Below are 16,942 nucleotides of genomic sequence, written 5' to 3' on the forward strand. Positions count from 1 at the left end.
AATAATACATGTAAAAAATAAAGAAAGAGTGATTTCTATGAACAGACGTTATTATTTCTTAGCCAATTTATAAATAAAAATAAAGGAAAAATAAAGGAGAGTTGACAAATGAAAATTAGCGTCAATAACTTGGCAATAAAATACCAAGATCATTACGGAATAAAAAATATTAGCTGTGAATTAACTGCAGGTAAATTTGTCGCTTTAGTTGGTCATAATGGTTCAGGAAAGACCACTTTATGTAACGCACTCGTAGGGTTATTAGAACCTAGTGAAGGTGATATTAATATTCAGGACTTATCAACTGATAAACAAAATTTTTCTACCATTGGTTTTGCACCACAATCTCAGGTTGTTGATTGGTATTCTAATGTTGAAGCAAATATCATGCTAGGAGCACAATTAGCTCATTTAAAGCCTAATGAAGCTAAGAATCAACTTGACTTGATTTTACGACTATTAGATTTATCAGATTTAAGGGATAGAAGTTTAACTGATTTATCTGGTGGACAGTTGCAACGTGTGCAAATTGCACGTGCAATTGTTCATAATCCATTAATTTATATTTTAGACGAACCTACTGTAGGATTAGATGCACAAAATACTGATAATTTAATGAAGTATCTCGTTAAAGAAGCACAAAGTGGAAAACTAGTAATCGTATCATCGCACGACCTTTTTCTTTTGCAAGAATATGCTGAAGATTTGCTCTTACTAGATGAGGGAAAGTTGATCTACCATGGTTCAATTAATGATTTGCTTAAAGATAGAGGCAATAGTCGAAAATTTATCATTACTTTGGACAATGAATATTCAGTTGCTGATGATTTCATGGCTAAAAATGATGACGTAATTAGGGTGGAGCATGAATCAGATAATACTTGGCAGCTTGAAGTAAAGCCTGAGGTAACAATTAGTGATCTGATGTTGATGTTTAAAAAAGAAATAAAAGTTACTAGTTGTGTTGAACATGAGAAGACCTTAAAGGAAGTATATCTATCAATGTCAAAAAGGAGTGGTAATTATGAAACCAACTGATTTTAGAAAAAAATCTAACCTAGGACTTTATGGATTAGGATTACTCATTAAGTATGAAACCAAAGCATTTTTTGAAGATAAGGGTTCAGTATTAAGTTTACTTTTGACACCAATTTTATTTTTTGTATTTATTAGTACAGGAATTAGTAGGATGACGGGTAATGTTATTTATGCTGGCATGAAAGTTTCATATTTAGAATATTCTTATTTAGGAATTATGATTTATCTGGTTCTTGGACAAATGAGTCAGACTATCTATCGGACTACAATTGATAAAAAATATGGTCTGTTAGCACTAAAATTACTTAGTGGTATTAAACCTTTTTACTATGTAATAGGTATGAGCACCTATGCTATGCTTGGCTTATCAGTTCAAATGTTTGCATTAATTATTTTAGCTAACTTTTTTGGCATCCATTACTCTTTGATGAAAATAGGAGTGATGATTGTTATTATCATTTTGACTTTGTTATTTTGGTCGGCCTTAGCAGTTGCTATCACATTACGTATCTCTAATTATCAAGTGAGAGATAATATTCTTTCATTTGTAATCACTCCTTTGAGTTTTACAGCCCCTGTATTTTATGTGCTAGATTATGCACCATTGTGGATGAAATGGTTAGCCAAAATTAATCCAGTTACTTATCAATTAGGTGCACTTAGACAAGGTGTGATGTTGAATCAATACTTTCAGCCAATCATTATATTATTAGTGTTTGCACTTGCTGCAACTGCTTTATCCAGTAACTTGGTTGCTAAATCGAAGTTGAATTTAACTGAATATTAGTTTATACAAAAACAGTAGTAGTTAATTAACTACTACTGTTTTAATTTTGTCATTAAATTATCTTGGTGCCTTCTTTTTCAGCTAATTGTTGTTGTTCAATAGCTGCATGTTTAGGTAATATACCATTCAAGATCATCCCTAAAATAGTTGATAGAGCAACACTAGTTAATTGGAAATTACCTAATTGTAAGTAAGCTCCACCAATACCCACTACCATGATGACAGAAGCAATCAATAGATTTCTCTTTTCACTAAAGTCTACTTTGTCATCAACGAGGATCTTTAAACCGTTGGATGCAATAGTACCAAATAATAGGAAGGAAATACCACCAATAACTGGCATCGGTATTGATTCTATTAGAGCGGCAATTTTTCCAATGAATGAGAAGATAATTGCAAACACGGCAGCACCAGCTAAAACCCAAACAGAGTGAACTTTTGTCATTGCTAAGACTCCAATATTTTCACCATATGAAGTGGTCGGGGGTCCACCAATAAATCCTGCGGTAATCGTTGATAATCCATCACCTAACAGCGTTCTATGTAAACCGGGATTTTTAAAAAAGTCTCGTTTAGTCAGAGAATTAAGAACCATAATATGTCCCATATGTTCTGACATGGTAACAAATGAAATAGGTGCCATTGTTAGAATAGCTGCAGGATATAGTTTAAGTTTATAAGATATAATGGGAACATCGAGAGCAGGGAATGTAAACCAAGCTGCTTTAGCAACCCCACTAAAATTCACAATACCTAAACAACAGGATAAAATATACCCACATATTATTCCTAATAAAATAGATACTAAACTAGTAAATCCTTTGAAAAACATCTGGAAACAAAGTGTTACTACTAGTGTGAAAATGGCAACTAAGAAATAAATCAAATTATATTTCTGATTATGTAACATAGCATCATTTGCTGCCGTTGTAGCTAATGATAATCCGATAACTATAATTACTGGTCCGACTACAATTGGTGGTAAAACTTTGTCTACCCAAGCTGAACCAATTTTGCTGACAACATATGCAACTACCAAATAGACTAAACCAGCTGCGATTGCCCCTTGTGCAATTGCAGGATACCCATCTGCTTTCATTAGTGCTTGCATTGTAGCTATGAAAGCGAAACTTGAACCTAGGTATGCTGGGATTTTAAAATGAGTTAAAATCATGTGAACCAAGGTTCCCACACCAGAAGCAAGTAATGCAATGCTTGGATCCAGTCCTACCAAAATAGGTACGAGTACTGTCGAGCCAAACATCGCAAATAGGTGTTGTAATGATAATAAAACACCTTGTGATAAATTAGGCTTTTCATATACGTCTAGAATGGCATCATCATTATGAAAATTCTCTTTATTCATGCGTAACTCCTATTCTATAGATTATTATACCTAAAAACCATCTTAGACTGAGTCCAAGATGGTTTTGCATTCAACGGTGATTATCATAATATAAAAGCAAAGCTCCTTCTTGGCCTCACAGGACCAATTTAAAGGTATCAAATATCTACATGTAATTTAAACTATAATAGTTTATAAAGTCAAGTATAAATATAAAATTAATTGATATTTTTAACTACGTTAATGTGAAATAATAATAAATTGATGCCTACCAATGCAGCGGTAACGATAAATAAAACATTGTAATTAAAGAAACCAGCTACGGTTGATCCAACTAAAGGTCCAAAAATATTGCCAATATACATAGCACTTTGGTTCCAAGAAAAAATTCTACCAGTAGTTTGGATTGAAGAATTTTTAGCTAGCATTGTTTGCACTTGTGAAAATAAACATGCATCTGAAAAGCCAATTAAGAAACGCAAAAAACCAAGTTGGACAGCATTTGTCACAAAAGCTGTAGCAAAGAAGAAAATAATAGCAGAAATTAGACCACCGATTATGATTTTGTGTGTTCCAATTTTATCACCTAATTCACCAAAGCGGGGTGCAGCTAAAAATGTTGCAATACCAGGCAATGCAGCGATAATTCCTGCAACAAAAATAGTATTTCCTTGATTATGCATTAAATTGGCTACGTATAAAGCAACTATAGGATTGATTGAACTATTAGCGGTTTGAATGATTATAGTAGTTAATAATAAACCAAAAATTAAATTTGATGATTTTAAAGAATTGATAACTTGTTTATTAGTTATAACACTTTGTTTGCTGATAGGCTTAAATTCTTCTTTTACAAATAAGAATGATAAGATGAATGAAATAAATAGTAAGATTCCAGTTAATAAAAAAGTGAAGTGATATGTAAACATTGATGCTAATAAACCACCCAAAAGTGGTCCTAATAAATTACCAGCAGTAAATGAAGCGGCCATAGTTCCCATAGCTTTTCCAGCTTGATTTTTTGGCGATTCCGTAGCGATTAATGCATTAGCATTTGAAACAAATCCAGCAAAAAATCCTTGTAACATACGTAAACAAAAAAGCTGATATACATTAGTTACAAATCCCATGGAGCCAATAGCAATTGCCATGCCAATTGATGAACGTAAAATCATTAATTTTCGTCCCCTTTGATCAGCTAATTTGCCCCACCAAGGAGATACAAGTGCAGAAACAAAGTAAGTTGTGGAGAAGGTAAAACCTACCCAAAAGTTTAATTCTTTATGTGTAAAAGTGCCCAAAGTTTTTATATACAAGGGTAAAAAAGGTAAAGCTTCAGAAAAGCCAATACCTGCAATAAAAACATCAATGGCTAAAACAAATAAATTTTGCTTAAAAATAATTTCTTGTTTGTTCATATAAGACCTCCAGCACTAATAAGAAAAGAAGTATGTTTAATTATATGCTTATTACATTTAAATTGCCAATAATAACTATTGCTGATAAAAAATGATAGACAAGATAGTGTATTTATTTAAAAATACTGTAAAATATTAAGAGATGTTTTGATACAGGAGAACTTTTATGAAAAAAGAACAAGAAATTAAGATGCTTAAAGAATTTTCAAATGCCAATTCTACTTCAGGATTTGAAGAGGAATTTGTAAAATTATTTGCAACATATGCTCAAGATATTGCCAATGTTGAGATTGATGGTATGTATAATTTGTATGCTTCCAAAAAAGAAAATCAAGGTAATCGACCAGTTATTCAAATAGATGCTCATTCAGATGCAGTAGGATTTATTACACAAGCTGTTAGACCAAATGGTTTAATAAAGTTCGTTCCTTTAGGTGGTTGGGTTAAATATAATATACCATCCTTAAAAGTAAGGATTCGCAATAAAGAAGGTGAATATATATCAGGTGTAGTTGCCACTAAACCACCTCATTTTATGACCGCTGCTGAGCGAAATACCACACCTGATATTGCAAGCATGTCTATCGATGTTGGTTCTTGCAGCAGAGAAGAGACAATTAACGATTACAAAATTGATACAGGGTGTCCAATTTTTGTTGATGTTGAATGTGCATACAATCCTAAAACTGGGTTGTTCTTTGGCAAAGATTTTGATGATAGATTTGGTGCTGGAGCTATGATTTCTATCTTAGATAATTTAAAAAATGAAAAGCTAAATTTTGACCTCGTGTGTGCATTATCTGCTCAAGAAGAAGTTGGATTAAGAGGAGCATATGTTACTGCTAGGAAAGTAAAACCTGATGTATGTTTAGTTTTAGAATCTTGTCCTGCTGATGATACTTTTGAACCTGAATGGTTATCACAAACAGGCTTAAAAAGGGGACCGATGTTGCGAGATATGGATACTAGTTTTTTACCAAATCCTAGGTTCCAACAATATGCTTGCCAATTAGCTGATCAATTAAACATCCCTTATACTCGTTCAGTTAGAACAGGTGGCGGACAGGATGGTGCTGCAATTTATTATGAAAATGGTGCTCCAACAATTGTGATTGGAATTCCTGTTCGATACGAACATTCACCTTATTGTTTCTCTGCCTATACTGATTTTAAGGCTAGCGTTGATTTAGCTACTGCTTTAGTTCGTGATTTGACAGTGGAAAAGTTAAATTCATTTAAGTTACAAAGTTTATAAAGTATTGTGACGTAAAAAGATAATTAATTCACAGCGTCTCATATTTTTAAAAAACGAACATTTATAATAGCCCATATTTGAAAAAAACGGATTTATTTTAAAAAATATATGAAAACTATCTAAAGACGTGTATAATAAAACTCGTGAGTAAAAAAGAGAGGGGTACAAGGGTATGTCGTCAATTATTGAGTTTAAGCATGTTAATAAATATTTCGGAAAGTTGCATGCCTTAAAAGATATTAATTTAACAATTGATGAAGGACAGGTGGTTTCAATTATTGGTCCATCCGGTTCAGGTAAAAGTACGTTAATAAGAACTATGAATGGTCTTGAAACAATTGATTCGGGGCAGTTGATAGTTGATGGATATGATGTAACGGATAAGCATACTGATATTAATAAGATAAGACGTGATGTGGGTATGGTTTTTCAACACTTTAATTTATATGAGAATCATACTGTTTTAGAAAATATCACGTTAGCACCTAAAATAGTATTAAAAAGACCTGATGCAGAAAATGAAAAAATTGCAATGGATTTATTAAGAAAAGTTGGATTAGAGGATAAAGCCCAACAGTATCCAAGAAATTTATCAGGTGGACAAAAACAACGTGTTGCTATTGCAAGATCATTAGCAATGCGTCCTAAGGCAATTTTATTTGATGAACCAACTTCAGCTCTTGATCCTGAAATGATACAAGACGTGTTGGATGTTATGAAATATGTTGCTGAACAAGGAATAACGATGGTAGTTATTACTCACGAAATGGGATTTGCACGTGAGGTAGCTAATAGGCTTATTTTCTTTGAAAATGGTCAAGTTCTTGAAGATACAGATCCAGAGAAGTTCTTTAATCATCCAGAAACAGAACGTGCACGTCAATTTTTAAGCAAAGTTATTTCAACGAAGTGAGTAAAAAAATGAAAAAGATTCATAAAATTTTGCTTGCTCCCTTCATTCTATTTTTGTTACTTTTCTTAGGTGGTTGTGGGCAAGCTAAAAAAGTAAATGTATATCAAAAAGTTAAACAAAGTAGAACAATGATATGGGGTACTAGGGCAGATACTAGGTTATTTGGTTATATGGATATAAAGAGCTCTAAAATAATAGGTTTTGAGATAGATATGGCCAAAGCTGTTACCAAGCAAATGTTAGGCAAAGATGCAGTTGCTAAATTTGTGCAAACAACTCCTAAAACGAGGATACCATTGTTGAAAAATCGTAATATCAATGCGATATGGGCTACGATGACGATTACGCCTGAACGAAAAAAGCAAGTTGATTTTGCTAGACCTTATATTGGTGCAGGTGCATCCCTACTGGTACCTAATAATTCCAAAATAAAGGATGTTCATCAACTTAATAATAAAAAAGTGCTAGCTGTTAAAGGAACTACAGCCGTAGCTGATATTAAAAAAGTTGCTCCTAAGGCAAAAGTTTTGGAATATGATGACTATGGTCAAGCTTTTAGTGCCTTAAAAGCTGGTCAAGGAGTTGCATTGACTACTGATAATTGTTTGCTAGCTGGTATAGCTAGTGAAAATCCTGGTTTTCATTTAATTGGTAAAAATTATACCAATCAACCATATGGTATTGCAGTTGACAAAGGTCAAGCTGAGTTAAGAGATCATATTAATAAGGCCTTATTAGCACTTAAAAAGAATGGTACTTATCATCGTTTGCTAGTTAAATGGTTTGATGGAATTCCTGGTTTTAACATTAAGGAGGCTGAAGTTCTATGATCAATATTTTAGTTAATCATTGGCCTCAATTTATGCAGGGCTTGAGTTCAACTATAATGTGTAGTTTGATTGCTATATTTTTTAGTTTGATTATTGGAGTTATTTGTGCTTTGGTAGAGGTTTCTCCGTGTAGAATACCGCATTTAATAGCTCGAATTTATGTTGAGATTTTTCGTAATATACCATTGCTAATTATCGTTATGATTTTTTATCTGGTAGTTCCGCAAATGGGCTTAAAGTTAACAGGATTTGGTGCTGGACCGATTGCATTAACCTTATATACTTCCGCTTTTATTTCTGAAACGGTAAAATCTGGTATTAATTCTATTGGTATTGGTCAAATGGAAGGTGCGAGATCTAATGGTATGTCTTATGTTCAAGCTATGCGATATGTTGTCTTGCCACAAGCTTTAAAAGTTGTGATACCACCTTTGGGCAATCAATTTATCAGTTTGATTAAGAACTCTTCGGTGTTGGCATTTGTAGCTGGTTTTGATTTAATGTATCAGGCAGATGTTATTTCTCTTGCATCTTTTGAGACAGTTAATACTTATGTTGTAGTTGGTCTACTTTATTTGGTACTAACTTTACCTTTAAGTTATTACATGAGATATTTAGAAGAAAAGCTTGCTTAGGAGGGTTATATGGAGACATTTATTCATGCGTATTCTTGGATTAACCTGCGTTTTCTTTTGCAAGGTTTGATGGTTACAGTATATATATCAATAGTTTCTATTATTTTGAGTTTTATCTTAGGATTATTTTTAGGCATAGTTAGATATTTGAAAATTAAAGTGATTTCGCATATTGTGGGATTCATTGTTGATATTTTAAGAAATTTACCTTTGCTTTTGATAATTTTCTTCGCATATTTTGGATTACCACAATTAGGGATTGTAACTAATGTTACCTGTGCCGCAATTATTGCTTTAGTTGTTTTTGAAGGAGCAATGTTAGCAGAAATTGTACGTAGTGGTATTGGTGCAGTTAATAAAGGGCAACTAGAGGGTGCGTTATCTAATGGTATGACATATGCTCAAGCAATGTATCATGTTGTGGTACCGCAGGCATTGCATTTTATGATACCAGCAATCTTATCACAATTTGTATCCTTAATTAAGGACACATCATTAGCTACAATTATAGTTCTACCAGAATTGTTGTATCATGCTCAAATTATATATAGTCAAAATACGACTTATTTACTTCCGATGTATGTGATAGTTGCGTTAATGTACTTTATTATATGTTTTACATTATCATTAATAGCTGATCATTTGCAAAAGCAGTATTCAGCAAAATAATTTCGTATGAAAAATACTTCGATATTTTATCGAAGTATTTTTTTACTATTTGGATACTAACAGGGTTACAATAATGAATCTATTTTTAGATCCTTATTTTTTTGAGTCAAAATACAATAAAAAAAGCAAGCCTAAAATTAGACTTGCTTATTTAGTTAATCATGTTTAACTGAGTTTTATACACGAGTAACCTTACCGGACTTCAAAGTACGTGCTGAAACCCATACACGCTTAGGCTTACCATCAACAAGAATGCGAACTTTTTGAAGGTTTGGCTTCCATGAACGTCTAACAGCGTTCAAAGCCTTTGAGCGTTTGTTACCAAATGTTGTCTTGCAACCAGTAATAATATCTTTTGCCATTGTGCTAAACCCTCCTTTAAATGTAGTCATAGTACTTTAATAATTTATCATATATGTGAAACAAATGCAACTTAAGATATTATTTTTTGCTTTTTTTGCTTAAGAATTGTTTTCTGTTATTATAGCTATGTTAAAATGGTTAAGTAAATATATTCTTCAGAAATGGAGGAAAAAAATGGCTGTTAAAATTAAAACAAAATATGGTTTGGTTGATATATCAAGTAATGTCATTTCTACTGTAGTAGGTGGTGCTGCAACCACTAATTATGGAGTTGTTGGCATGGCATCAAAAAATGCATTAAGAGATGGTGCGTTTGCGATTTTAAATAAGGAAAATTATCGCAAAGGTGTTGTTGTTAAGATAGATGATAATCAAATTGTTGTCGACGTTTACATAATTGTAGGTTATGGCTTGAAGATTTCTGAAGTCAGCAGAAATGTTCAGGATAGTGTTAAATATAATCTTGAAAATCTTTTAGGCATTAAAGCTAAAACCGTCAATGTTGTGGTACAAGGTGTAAAAGTTTTAGATTAATATGCTTAACTGGAGGATTAGTAGTGGTATTGAATAATATTGATAGTCAGCGTTTTAAAGATATGGTTCGTGTGGCCACGCATCGTATGGGAAAAAATGCTGAATTTGTTAACAAATTAAATGTTTTTCCTGTTCCAGATGGTGATACAGGAACTAATATGAATTTAACAATGGAAAGCGGTGCAAGAGCCGTTAATGAAAATAATAGCAGTTGTGTAGGCGATTTAACCAAGAGTCTTGCTAAAGGAATGCTAATGGGAGCTCGTGGTAATTCAGGAGTAATTACATCTCAATTATTTAGAGGATTCTATAAATCTACTGAACATAAAAAAGTACTAACTGCTCAAGACTTATCTCAAGCTTTTTCTAATGGTGTTGCAACTGCATATAAAGCAGTTATGAAACCAGTAGAAGGTACTATTTTGACTGTAGCACGTGTTGCAGCTGAAAAAGGTGCAAGCAAAGCAAGTGAAACTAATGATGTAATTTCAGTTATGAAAGCAATTGTAAGCGGTGCTAAGGATGCATTAAAAACGACTCCTGATTTGTTACCAGTTTTAAAACAAGTTGGTGTAGTTGATTCTGGTGGTCAAGGTCTAGTTTTTATCTATCAAGGATTTCTTGAAGGTTTAATGGGCAAAAAAGTCAATGATGCCTTTCAACTTGGTGAAAATGAAATGGATGAGTTAATCAATGTAACTCATCATCAAGCTGAATCTGCACAAGTTCAATTATCTACGGGTGATATTAAAAATGGCTATTGTACTGAGATTATGGTCGATTTGACAGCATCTATAGCAGATAAGAAGAAATTTGATTTAGCAGAGTTTAGAGCATATTTATCTGAATTAGGTGATTCTTTATTAGCAGTTTCTGATGGTGATATTGCTAAGGTTCATATTCATACTGAATATCCTGCTAAAATCTTTGCATATGGTAAGCAATTTGGAAAACTAGGTAAAATTAAAATTGATAATATGCGAATCCAGCACGAAACAATTGTTGAAAATAGTAAAGAACAAGAAGAAAGTGTAGATTTCGCAGTTATTGCAGTTGCATCTGGTCATGGAATTAGGGATATTTTTAAGAGTGAAGGCGTTAATCGGATTATTTCTGGTGGACAGACTATGAATCCTTCAACACAAGACATTATAGATGCCATTAATAAATCTGGTGCTTCTAAGGCCATAATTTTACCAAATAACGGCAATATTATTATGGCTGCAAAACAAGCTGCAGAAGTTGCTAATATTCCTGTAGGTATAGTACCAACCAAGACTATTTCACAGGGCTTAACTGCGATGTTGGCTTTTGATCCTGAAGTTAGTGTAGAAGAAAATGTAACAGCAATGAGTTCTGAGCTTGATACTGTAGTATCTGGTGAAGTTACTAAAGCTATTCGTGATACAACTATAGATGATATTGAAGTTAAGGAAGGCGATTATTTAGGTATCATTGATGGAAAAATAAAAATAGATGATCCTGATATTATTTCTGCTAGCCTTAGAATGATTGAAAATATGTTAGATGATGATAGTGAAATTGTAACTTTAATGTATGGTAGTGATGCTAATGCAACACAGGCTGAGGAAATTGCTGATAAATTGAGAGCAAGTCATGAAGATTTGGAAATTGAAATTCATGATGGTGGACAACCAGTTTATTATTTCTTGGTATCTGTAGAATAAAATGGAAATAGTTAATTTAAAGGTGCTTTTAAACCCTGTTAGTGATTTAGATGGAGTCGGCGTTAAGACTGCTGAAGCTTTATCACAATTAAAAATTAAAACTATATATGACTTACTATTTTATTTTCCGCGTAGATATGATAGTCTAGAAACTTTTCCTTTAAATGAGTTAAAAGATGGTCAAAGGGTTTTGCTGAAGGGAAAAATTGTGACTGATGTTGTAGTTAGCAGATATGGTTATCATAATACAAGGCTAAATTTTAAGATGCAAATTGACCATGATATTATCATGGTCAATTTTTTTAATCAACCATGGTTAAAAAAGCAGTTACAAAAAGGAAATGATATCGCTATTTATGGTAAATATGTGTTAGCTAGTCAAACTTTGAGTGCTTATAAGATTGTTTTGAAAGAGGAGGGCTTTGAACCTGTTTATTCATTAAATAGTCATATTAAGCAAAAAAAATTAGTTAGCTTTATTAGCCAGGCTATAGAAAAATATCTTCCCCAATTACCAGAAGTAATACCGCAATATTTACGAGATAAATATAAATTGTTAGATGTTAAATCAATGATTATTCAAATGCATCAACCTAAGGATCTTCAGCAAGTAAAAATCGCACAAAGAACAGCCATTTTTTTGGAGTTTTTTGTTTTTCAATTGCAATTATCACAATTATTGTATGCAAATGATCAAAAGAATAATGGTATTGCTAAAAAATATGATAGTAGTGCAATTAATGAGTTAAAAGAATCTATTAATTTTCAATTATCAGATGATCAAATTCAAGCTATTAACGAAATTTTGGCTGATCTCGCTTCTGCTAAACGAATGAATCGTTTATTACAAGGGGATGTTGGTTCAGGAAAAACCATCGTAGCTGTTTTTGCAATTTTTGCCTGTATTACAGCTGGCTATCAAGTTGCATTAATGGTGCCTACTGAAATTTTAGCCCAGCAGCATATGAATAAAATTGTAGCTATTTTGGAGCCTTTAGGCGTACGTTGTGCATTATTAACTAGTAGCACTAAGTTGAATGAAAAAAAAGAGATCTATCGTGAATTGAAAGATGGAATTATTAACTTAGTAATAGGCACACATGCTATTATTCAAGATCCAGTTATTTTTAAAAAACTAGGATTAGTAATTATTGATGAGCAACATAGATTTGGTGTCGATCAAAGAAAGCAGTTGTTAAATAAGGGAAACATGGTGGATATATTGGCAATGTCTGCCACGCCAATTCCGCGAACTTTGGCTCTTAGTGTTTATGGTGAAAATAGCGTTTCTGAAATTCATCAGATGCCACTTGGAAGAAAAAAAGTTATATCTTACTGGATCACATCGGACAGTTTAAGAAAATTATTGACGCTCATGAATGAACAATTAGAACAAGGATTTCAAATTTATGTGGTAGCTCCACTAATAGCAGAATCAGATAAGTTACATTTAAAGAATGCAGAAACCTTGTATAAGAAAATGGCTCTATATTTCGGCTCAGATAAAGTAGCTTTATTACATGGGAAAATGGCTAGTAGTCAAAAAAGTGACATTATGGATGCTTTTATCCATGGAAGTATCAAAATTTTGATTACAACCAGTGTAATAGAAGTAGGTGTTGATGTTGCTAATGCTAATATGATGATTATTTTTAATGCTGACCATTTTGGCTTAAGTCAATTGCATCAGCTCAGAGGTCGAATCGGTCGTGGTATAACACAAAGTTATTGTATTTTTGTTAGTGATCCTAAAACTGATAGTGCCAAAAAGCGTCTGAAAATTATAAGTACATGTGATGATGGTTTTGCATTAGCACGTGAAGACTTGAAATTACGTGGTGAAGGCGACATTTTTGGACAAGCCCAATCTGGTATCCCGCAATTTAAATTAGGAGATATAATTAATAATTATAATATTTTTACTACAGCTCAAAAGGAAAGCAAAGTTTTAGTGAACCAAAATCCTGAGTTAGTTGGTGAAGAATATGATTTCTTGAAACTATTAATGGAGTATGATGATTAATAAATAAAAGTGAGGTTGACATGAAAAAAATAGCGATTGATGCAATGGGTGGTGAACATGCACCACAAGCTATTGTGGATGCAGTGCTAAGTTTAGTTAAACAATTACCGCAAACTAAATTTATTTTATTTGGTGATAAAAAGAAAATAGAAAATTGTTTAATTGGTGTTAAATGTGAAAGAATAGAAATCGTTAATACTACAGAAGTTATAGATGATAGCGATGAACCTGTGAAAGCCATTAAGCAAAAAAGTGATTCATCTATGGTCGTAGCAGCTAAATATGTTAAAGATGGTCAGGCTAATGCATTATTTTCTATGGGAAATACAGGTGCATTACTGGCATGTGGTATTTTTATTATTGGTCGGATTAAAGGAGTTAAGCGTCCAGCATTAATGCCTACATTACCTAGTTCATCCAATAAATTGGGTTTTAATATGATTGACGTTGGTGCCAATGCTCAGAGTAAGCCTGAATATTTAATACAATGGGCAAAAATGGCAGAGCTGTATGCTGAAAAAATTCGAAAAATTGCTCACCCTAGAATCGCTTTGTTAAATAATGGTGCAGAATTTGATAAAGGGGATGCTTTGCATCAAGAAGTATATAAAAAATTGTTGAAAGAAGATTTAAATTTTGTAGGCAATATTGAAGGAAATGAGTTGTTTAGTGATAAGGCTGATATTGTTGTGACAGATGGTTTTTGTGGCAATATTGCTCTTAAAACACTTGAAGGTACATCACAAGTTATAGTTCACGAGATGAAACAAAGTTTACTTAACAATGGAATTATAGTTAAGTTAGGTGCTTTATTAGCCAAACAGGGTTTGCAAAGTTTAAAATCACATTTTGACGTTGCTAGATATGGTGGTGCTGTTTTAATAGGGTTAAATGCACCAGTTGTTAAAACACATGGTAGATCTGATAAACGTCCAGTTTATTATACTTTATTACAAATCGATAAGATGTTAGATGAACATTTAATTGATGAATTCAAAAAATATTTTTTAAATAATAACTAGCATTGTGAGAATAAATAGATTAAACTTTATTTTATTATGGAGGGATAGTATGTCAGAAGAAGAAATTTTTAATAAAATCGCCAATATTATTGAAGACCGTTTTGAAATTAATCGTAGCAATATAACGTTGAATTTAAATTTTAAGAATGATTTAGAAGCTGATTCGATTGATTTTGTTGAATTTGTGATGGATTTGGAAGAAGTATTTGGTGCTGATATTTCCGATGAAGATGCAGAAAAATTAAAAACAGTTGGTGAAGCTGTCAAGTATATTTATCAAAGGCAAAATTGAAATAAATTTAAAAGATTTTAGCAAACTTAAAGAATAATTAATTAAGTTATTGATTTAAGTCTTGCTTTTGTATATAATAATAGCAATATTTAAAATCTAATTGACTTTTAATTATATGATACCTATTTATTGAGAGGAGAATGTCTTTTGGAAAAGCAGCGTGATGTATTGTTAGACATCGAGCACTTACATACTGCATATAGATTACAGGGTAAGTTTTATGATGCAGCCGATGATATAAATCTAACGTTAAAGCGAAACGAAATATTAGCTATAGTTGGAGAGTCTGGTTGCGGTAAAAGTACCATTGCTTCAAGTATTATTGGTTTGTATGATCATAAAAATACTAGAGTAACTGGCGATATTATGTACAATGAACTCAATTTATCCGATTTAAACGAAAGTTTATTTAATAAAATTCGTGGAAATAATATCGGTATGATTTTTCAGGATCCACTTGCTTCCTTGAACCCATTAATGAGAGTTGGTGATCAGGTTGCTGAAACTCTGTATTATCATACTAAATTAAATGAAAAAGCACGATATGCAAGAGTTATTGAGTTATTTACTCAAGTAGGAATGCCTGAACCTGAGAAGATGTATCGTATGTATCCACACGAACTATCAGGTGGTTTAAGGCAACGTGTAGTAATTGCTATTGCTATAGCATGTAAGCCAGAAATTATTATTGCTGATGAACCTACGACTGCTTTAGATGTTACTATCCAAGCACAGATTTTGGATTTGTTGAAAGATATTCAAAAGGAAATGCAAGCTGGCATTATTTTAATTACACACGATTTGGGTGTTGTTGCTGAAACCGCTGATCAGGTAGCAGTAATGTACGCAGGTCAGGTAGTTGAAAAGGCAGATGTTAAAACTATTTTTGAGCATCCTTTGCATCCATATACACGATCACTTCTTAATTCAATGCCACAGGCTGACGATGAAAAAGAACAGTTACACGTAATACAAGGTACAGTACCATCTCTTAAAAATATGCCAAGAGAAGGGGATCGTTTTGCTTCTAGAATTCCATGGATTCCTGCAAGCGAACATGAAGAAAATCCTGTAATTCATGAGGTTGAACCAGGACATTTTGTAAGGTGTACATGTTGGAAGAATTTCCATTTTCAAGATCAAAGTAAGTAGGAGATAATTATGGCTGAGGAAATTATTCAAATAAAAGATTTAAAGGTCCATTATCCTATTCGTTCAGGTTTTTGGAATAGGATAACTGATTATGTGCGTGCAGTAGACGGTGTTTCATTATCTATTAAGGAAGGTGAAACATACGGATTAATTGGTGAATCAGGTTCAGGAAAGTCTACTATAGGTAAAGTAATTGTTGGTGTAGAAGCAGCTACAGAAGGCCAAATCTTATATAAAGGCAAAGATATAACTAAGTCTAGAAATAGAAAAAAGCTTAATTATAATAAAGATGTTCAGATGATTTTTCAGGATTCTATGTCTTCTCTTAATCCTAGAAAAAGAATTGAAGATATAATTGCTGAACCTATCAGAAATTTTGAAAATTTAACAACTGACGAAGAACGTAAACGAGTTCAGGAATTGTTAGATATAGTTGGTATGCCAAGCGATGCTATTTATAAATTTCCACATGAATTTTCAGGTGGTCAAAGACAAAGAATTGGTGTTGCACGAGCAGTTGCCACTAAGCCACGTTTGATTGTTGCTGACGAGCCAACATCTGCCTTGGATTTATCAGTTCAAGCACAAGTATTAAACTTTATGAAACAAATTCAACAACAGTATAATATTGCTTATTTATTTATCTCCCACGATTTGGGTGTTGTTAAACATATGTCCGAAGATATTGCTATTATGCATCGTGGTCGATTTGTTGAAATTGGAAAGAGTACTGATATTTATAATAATCCGCAGCATATATATACTAAGAGATTGTTGTCTGCTATTCCAATTGTTGATGTTAATCGTCGTGAAGAACATAAGAGAATGCGTCAAAGGGTTGAAAAAGAATTTCAGGATAATCGTGATAAATGGTATGACAAGGATGGTCGTGTATATCCATTACAACAAATATCCGATCGTCACTTCGTTGCATTACCTAAAGATGCTATTAATAGCGAATTAGAGGGGGAAAAGTAA

General features: G+C 32.7%; 17 protein-coding genes. 14 read left to right on the forward strand and 3 right to left on the reverse strand.

All coding sequences use genetic code 11. The annotated features are described in order from the left end of the window. The first annotated feature begins 108 nt into the window (after window positions 1-108). Window positions 109-1,038, forward strand: coding sequence for an ATP-binding cassette domain-containing protein (locus G6Z82_RS02255; RefSeq protein ID WP_009310699.1), 930 nt, complete (start codon window positions 109-111; stop codon window positions 1,036-1,038). Further along, window positions 1,025-1,825: an ABC transporter permease gene (locus G6Z82_RS02260; RefSeq protein WP_006732640.1), complete on the forward strand. Its 801-nt coding sequence runs from the start codon at window positions 1,025-1,027 to the stop codon at window positions 1,823-1,825. The genes G6Z82_RS02255 and G6Z82_RS02260 overlap by 14 nt, the downstream gene beginning before the upstream one ends. A 52-nt stretch (window positions 1,826-1,877) precedes the next feature. Here G6Z82_RS02260 and G6Z82_RS02265 read toward each other — a convergent pair whose 3' ends face one another. Next, entirely contained in the window at window positions 1,878-3,191 is a 1,314-nt protein-coding gene (locus tag G6Z82_RS02265; RefSeq protein ID WP_006730907.1) for a solute carrier family 23 protein, read from the reverse strand. Window positions 3,192-3,388: 197 nt separating this feature from the next. Further along, window positions 3,389-4,588, reverse strand: coding sequence for an MFS transporter (locus G6Z82_RS02270; protein ID WP_164785754.1), 1,200 nt, complete (start codon window positions 4,586-4,588; stop codon window positions 3,389-3,391). A 166-nt stretch (window positions 4,589-4,754) separates the two neighbouring features. Here G6Z82_RS02270 and G6Z82_RS02275 point away from each other — a divergent pair, with 166 nt between their 5' ends. The 5 genes from G6Z82_RS02275 (at window position 4,755) to G6Z82_RS02295 (ending at window position 8,890) form a co-directional block, all read left to right on the forward strand. Further along, window positions 4,755-5,843, forward strand: a complete 1,089-nt coding sequence (locus G6Z82_RS02275; protein WP_006730909.1) for a M42 family metallopeptidase — start codon at window positions 4,755-4,757, stop codon at window positions 5,841-5,843. Window positions 5,844-6,015: 172 nt separating this feature from the next. Next, the gene (locus tag G6Z82_RS02280) at window positions 6,016-6,756 is read left to right on the forward strand and encodes an amino acid ABC transporter ATP-binding protein (protein WP_006730939.1); all 741 of its coding nucleotides are present in this window, start codon (window positions 6,016-6,018) and stop codon (window positions 6,754-6,756) included. Between the two features lie 8 nt (window positions 6,757-6,764). Next, entirely contained in the window at window positions 6,765-7,586 is an 822-nt protein-coding gene (locus G6Z82_RS02285) for a transporter substrate-binding domain-containing protein (RefSeq protein WP_006730965.1), read from the forward strand. After that, window positions 7,583-8,221 carry an amino acid ABC transporter permease gene (locus tag G6Z82_RS02290; protein ID WP_164785755.1) on the forward strand — a complete coding sequence of 213 codons (639 nt, stop codon included), beginning with the start codon at window positions 7,583-7,585 and terminating at the stop codon, window positions 8,219-8,221. The genes G6Z82_RS02285 and G6Z82_RS02290 overlap by 4 nt, the downstream gene beginning before the upstream one ends. A gap of 9 nt (window positions 8,222-8,230) precedes the next feature. After that, complete coding sequence (locus G6Z82_RS02295) at window positions 8,231-8,890, forward strand: amino acid ABC transporter permease (RefSeq protein ID WP_006729075.1); 660 nt, start codon at window positions 8,231-8,233, stop codon at window positions 8,888-8,890. 176 nt (window positions 8,891-9,066) lie between these two features. Here the strand turns inward: G6Z82_RS02295 and rpmB are convergent, their stop codons facing one another. Further along, window positions 9,067-9,252, reverse strand: a complete 186-nt coding sequence (gene rpmB / locus G6Z82_RS02300; RefSeq protein WP_006730994.1) for a 50S ribosomal protein L28 — start codon at window positions 9,250-9,252, stop codon at window positions 9,067-9,069. Between the two features lie 175 nt (window positions 9,253-9,427). Here rpmB and G6Z82_RS02305 point away from each other — a divergent pair, with 175 nt between their 5' ends. The 7 genes from G6Z82_RS02305 (at window position 9,428) to G6Z82_RS02335 (ending at window position 16,942) form a co-directional block, all read left to right on the forward strand. Continuing rightward, window positions 9,428-9,787 (forward strand): Asp23/Gls24 family envelope stress response protein, encoded by a 360-nt coding sequence (locus G6Z82_RS02305; RefSeq protein ID WP_006730927.1) that lies wholly within the window; start codon window positions 9,428-9,430, stop codon window positions 9,785-9,787. 23 nt (window positions 9,788-9,810) lie between these two features. After that, entirely contained in the window at window positions 9,811-11,475 is a 1,665-nt protein-coding gene (locus G6Z82_RS02310; RefSeq protein WP_164785756.1) for a DAK2 domain-containing protein, read from the forward strand. 1 nt (window position 11,476) lies between these two features. Then, the gene (recG, locus tag G6Z82_RS02315; protein ID WP_164785757.1) at window positions 11,477-13,498 is read left to right on the forward strand and encodes an ATP-dependent DNA helicase RecG; all 2,022 of its coding nucleotides are present in this window, start codon (window positions 11,477-11,479) and stop codon (window positions 13,496-13,498) included. Between the two features lie 20 nt (window positions 13,499-13,518). Continuing rightward, window positions 13,519-14,520: a phosphate acyltransferase PlsX gene (gene plsX / locus G6Z82_RS02320; protein ID WP_164785758.1), complete on the forward strand. Its 1,002-nt coding sequence runs from the start codon at window positions 13,519-13,521 to the stop codon at window positions 14,518-14,520. A gap of 49 nt (window positions 14,521-14,569) precedes the next feature. Beyond that, complete coding sequence (gene acpP / locus G6Z82_RS02325; RefSeq protein WP_164785759.1) at window positions 14,570-14,812, forward strand: acyl carrier protein; 243 nt, start codon at window positions 14,570-14,572, stop codon at window positions 14,810-14,812. Window positions 14,813-14,959: 147 nt separating this feature from the next. Further along, a complete protein-coding gene (locus tag G6Z82_RS02330) occupies window positions 14,960-15,964 on the forward strand; it encodes an ABC transporter ATP-binding protein (RefSeq protein WP_006730938.1) in 1,005 nt (334 codons plus the stop codon). 9 nt (window positions 15,965-15,973) lie between these two features. After that, on the forward strand, window positions 15,974-16,942 hold the full coding sequence (locus G6Z82_RS02335) for an ATP-binding cassette domain-containing protein (protein ID WP_006730921.1): 969 nt from the start codon (window positions 15,974-15,976) through the stop codon (window positions 16,940-16,942).

The sequence above is a fragment of the Lactobacillus iners genome, from assembly GCF_011058775.1.
Lineage (GTDB): Bacteria > Bacillota > Bacilli > Lactobacillales > Lactobacillaceae > Lactobacillus > Lactobacillus iners.

Bases quoted from the DNA above. Each gene is read 5' to 3' on its own strand.
- rpmB (WP_006730994.1), bottom strand. From the start codon at position 9,252: ATGGCAAAAGATATTATTACTGGTTGCAAGACAACATTTGGTAACAAA.
- G6Z82_RS02290 (WP_164785755.1), top strand. From the start codon at position 7,583: ATGATCAATATTTTAGTTAATCATTGGCCTCAATTTATGCAGGGCTTG.
- G6Z82_RS02335 (WP_006730921.1), top strand. From the start codon at position 15,974: ATGGCTGAGGAAATTATTCAAATAAAAGATTTAAAGGTCCATTATCCT.
- G6Z82_RS02295 (WP_006729075.1), top strand. From the start codon at position 8,231: ATGGAGACATTTATTCATGCGTATTCTTGGATTAACCTGCGTTTTCTT.
- plsX (WP_164785758.1), top strand. From the start codon at position 13,519: ATGAAAAAAATAGCGATTGATGCAATGGGTGGTGAACATGCACCACAA.
- G6Z82_RS02285 (WP_006730965.1), top strand. From the start codon at position 6,765: ATGAAAAAGATTCATAAAATTTTGCTTGCTCCCTTCATTCTATTTTTG.
- G6Z82_RS02280 (WP_006730939.1), top strand. From the start codon at position 6,016: ATGTCGTCAATTATTGAGTTTAAGCATGTTAATAAATATTTCGGAAAG.
- G6Z82_RS02275 (WP_006730909.1), top strand. From the start codon at position 4,755: ATGAAAAAAGAACAAGAAATTAAGATGCTTAAAGAATTTTCAAATGCC.
- G6Z82_RS02265 (WP_006730907.1), bottom strand. From the start codon at position 3,191: ATGAATAAAGAGAATTTTCATAATGATGATGCCATTCTAGACGTATAT.
- G6Z82_RS02270 (WP_164785754.1), bottom strand. From the start codon at position 4,588: ATGAACAAACAAGAAATTATTTTTAAGCAAAATTTATTTGTTTTAGCC.
- G6Z82_RS02260 (WP_006732640.1), top strand. From the start codon at position 1,025: ATGAAACCAACTGATTTTAGAAAAAAATCTAACCTAGGACTTTATGGA.
- G6Z82_RS02305 (WP_006730927.1), top strand. From the start codon at position 9,428: ATGGCTGTTAAAATTAAAACAAAATATGGTTTGGTTGATATATCAAGT.
- G6Z82_RS02255 (WP_009310699.1), top strand. From the start codon at position 109: ATGAAAATTAGCGTCAATAACTTGGCAATAAAATACCAAGATCATTAC.
- acpP (WP_164785759.1), top strand. From the start codon at position 14,570: ATGTCAGAAGAAGAAATTTTTAATAAAATCGCCAATATTATTGAAGAC.
- recG (WP_164785757.1), top strand. From the start codon at position 11,477: ATGGAAATAGTTAATTTAAAGGTGCTTTTAAACCCTGTTAGTGATTTA.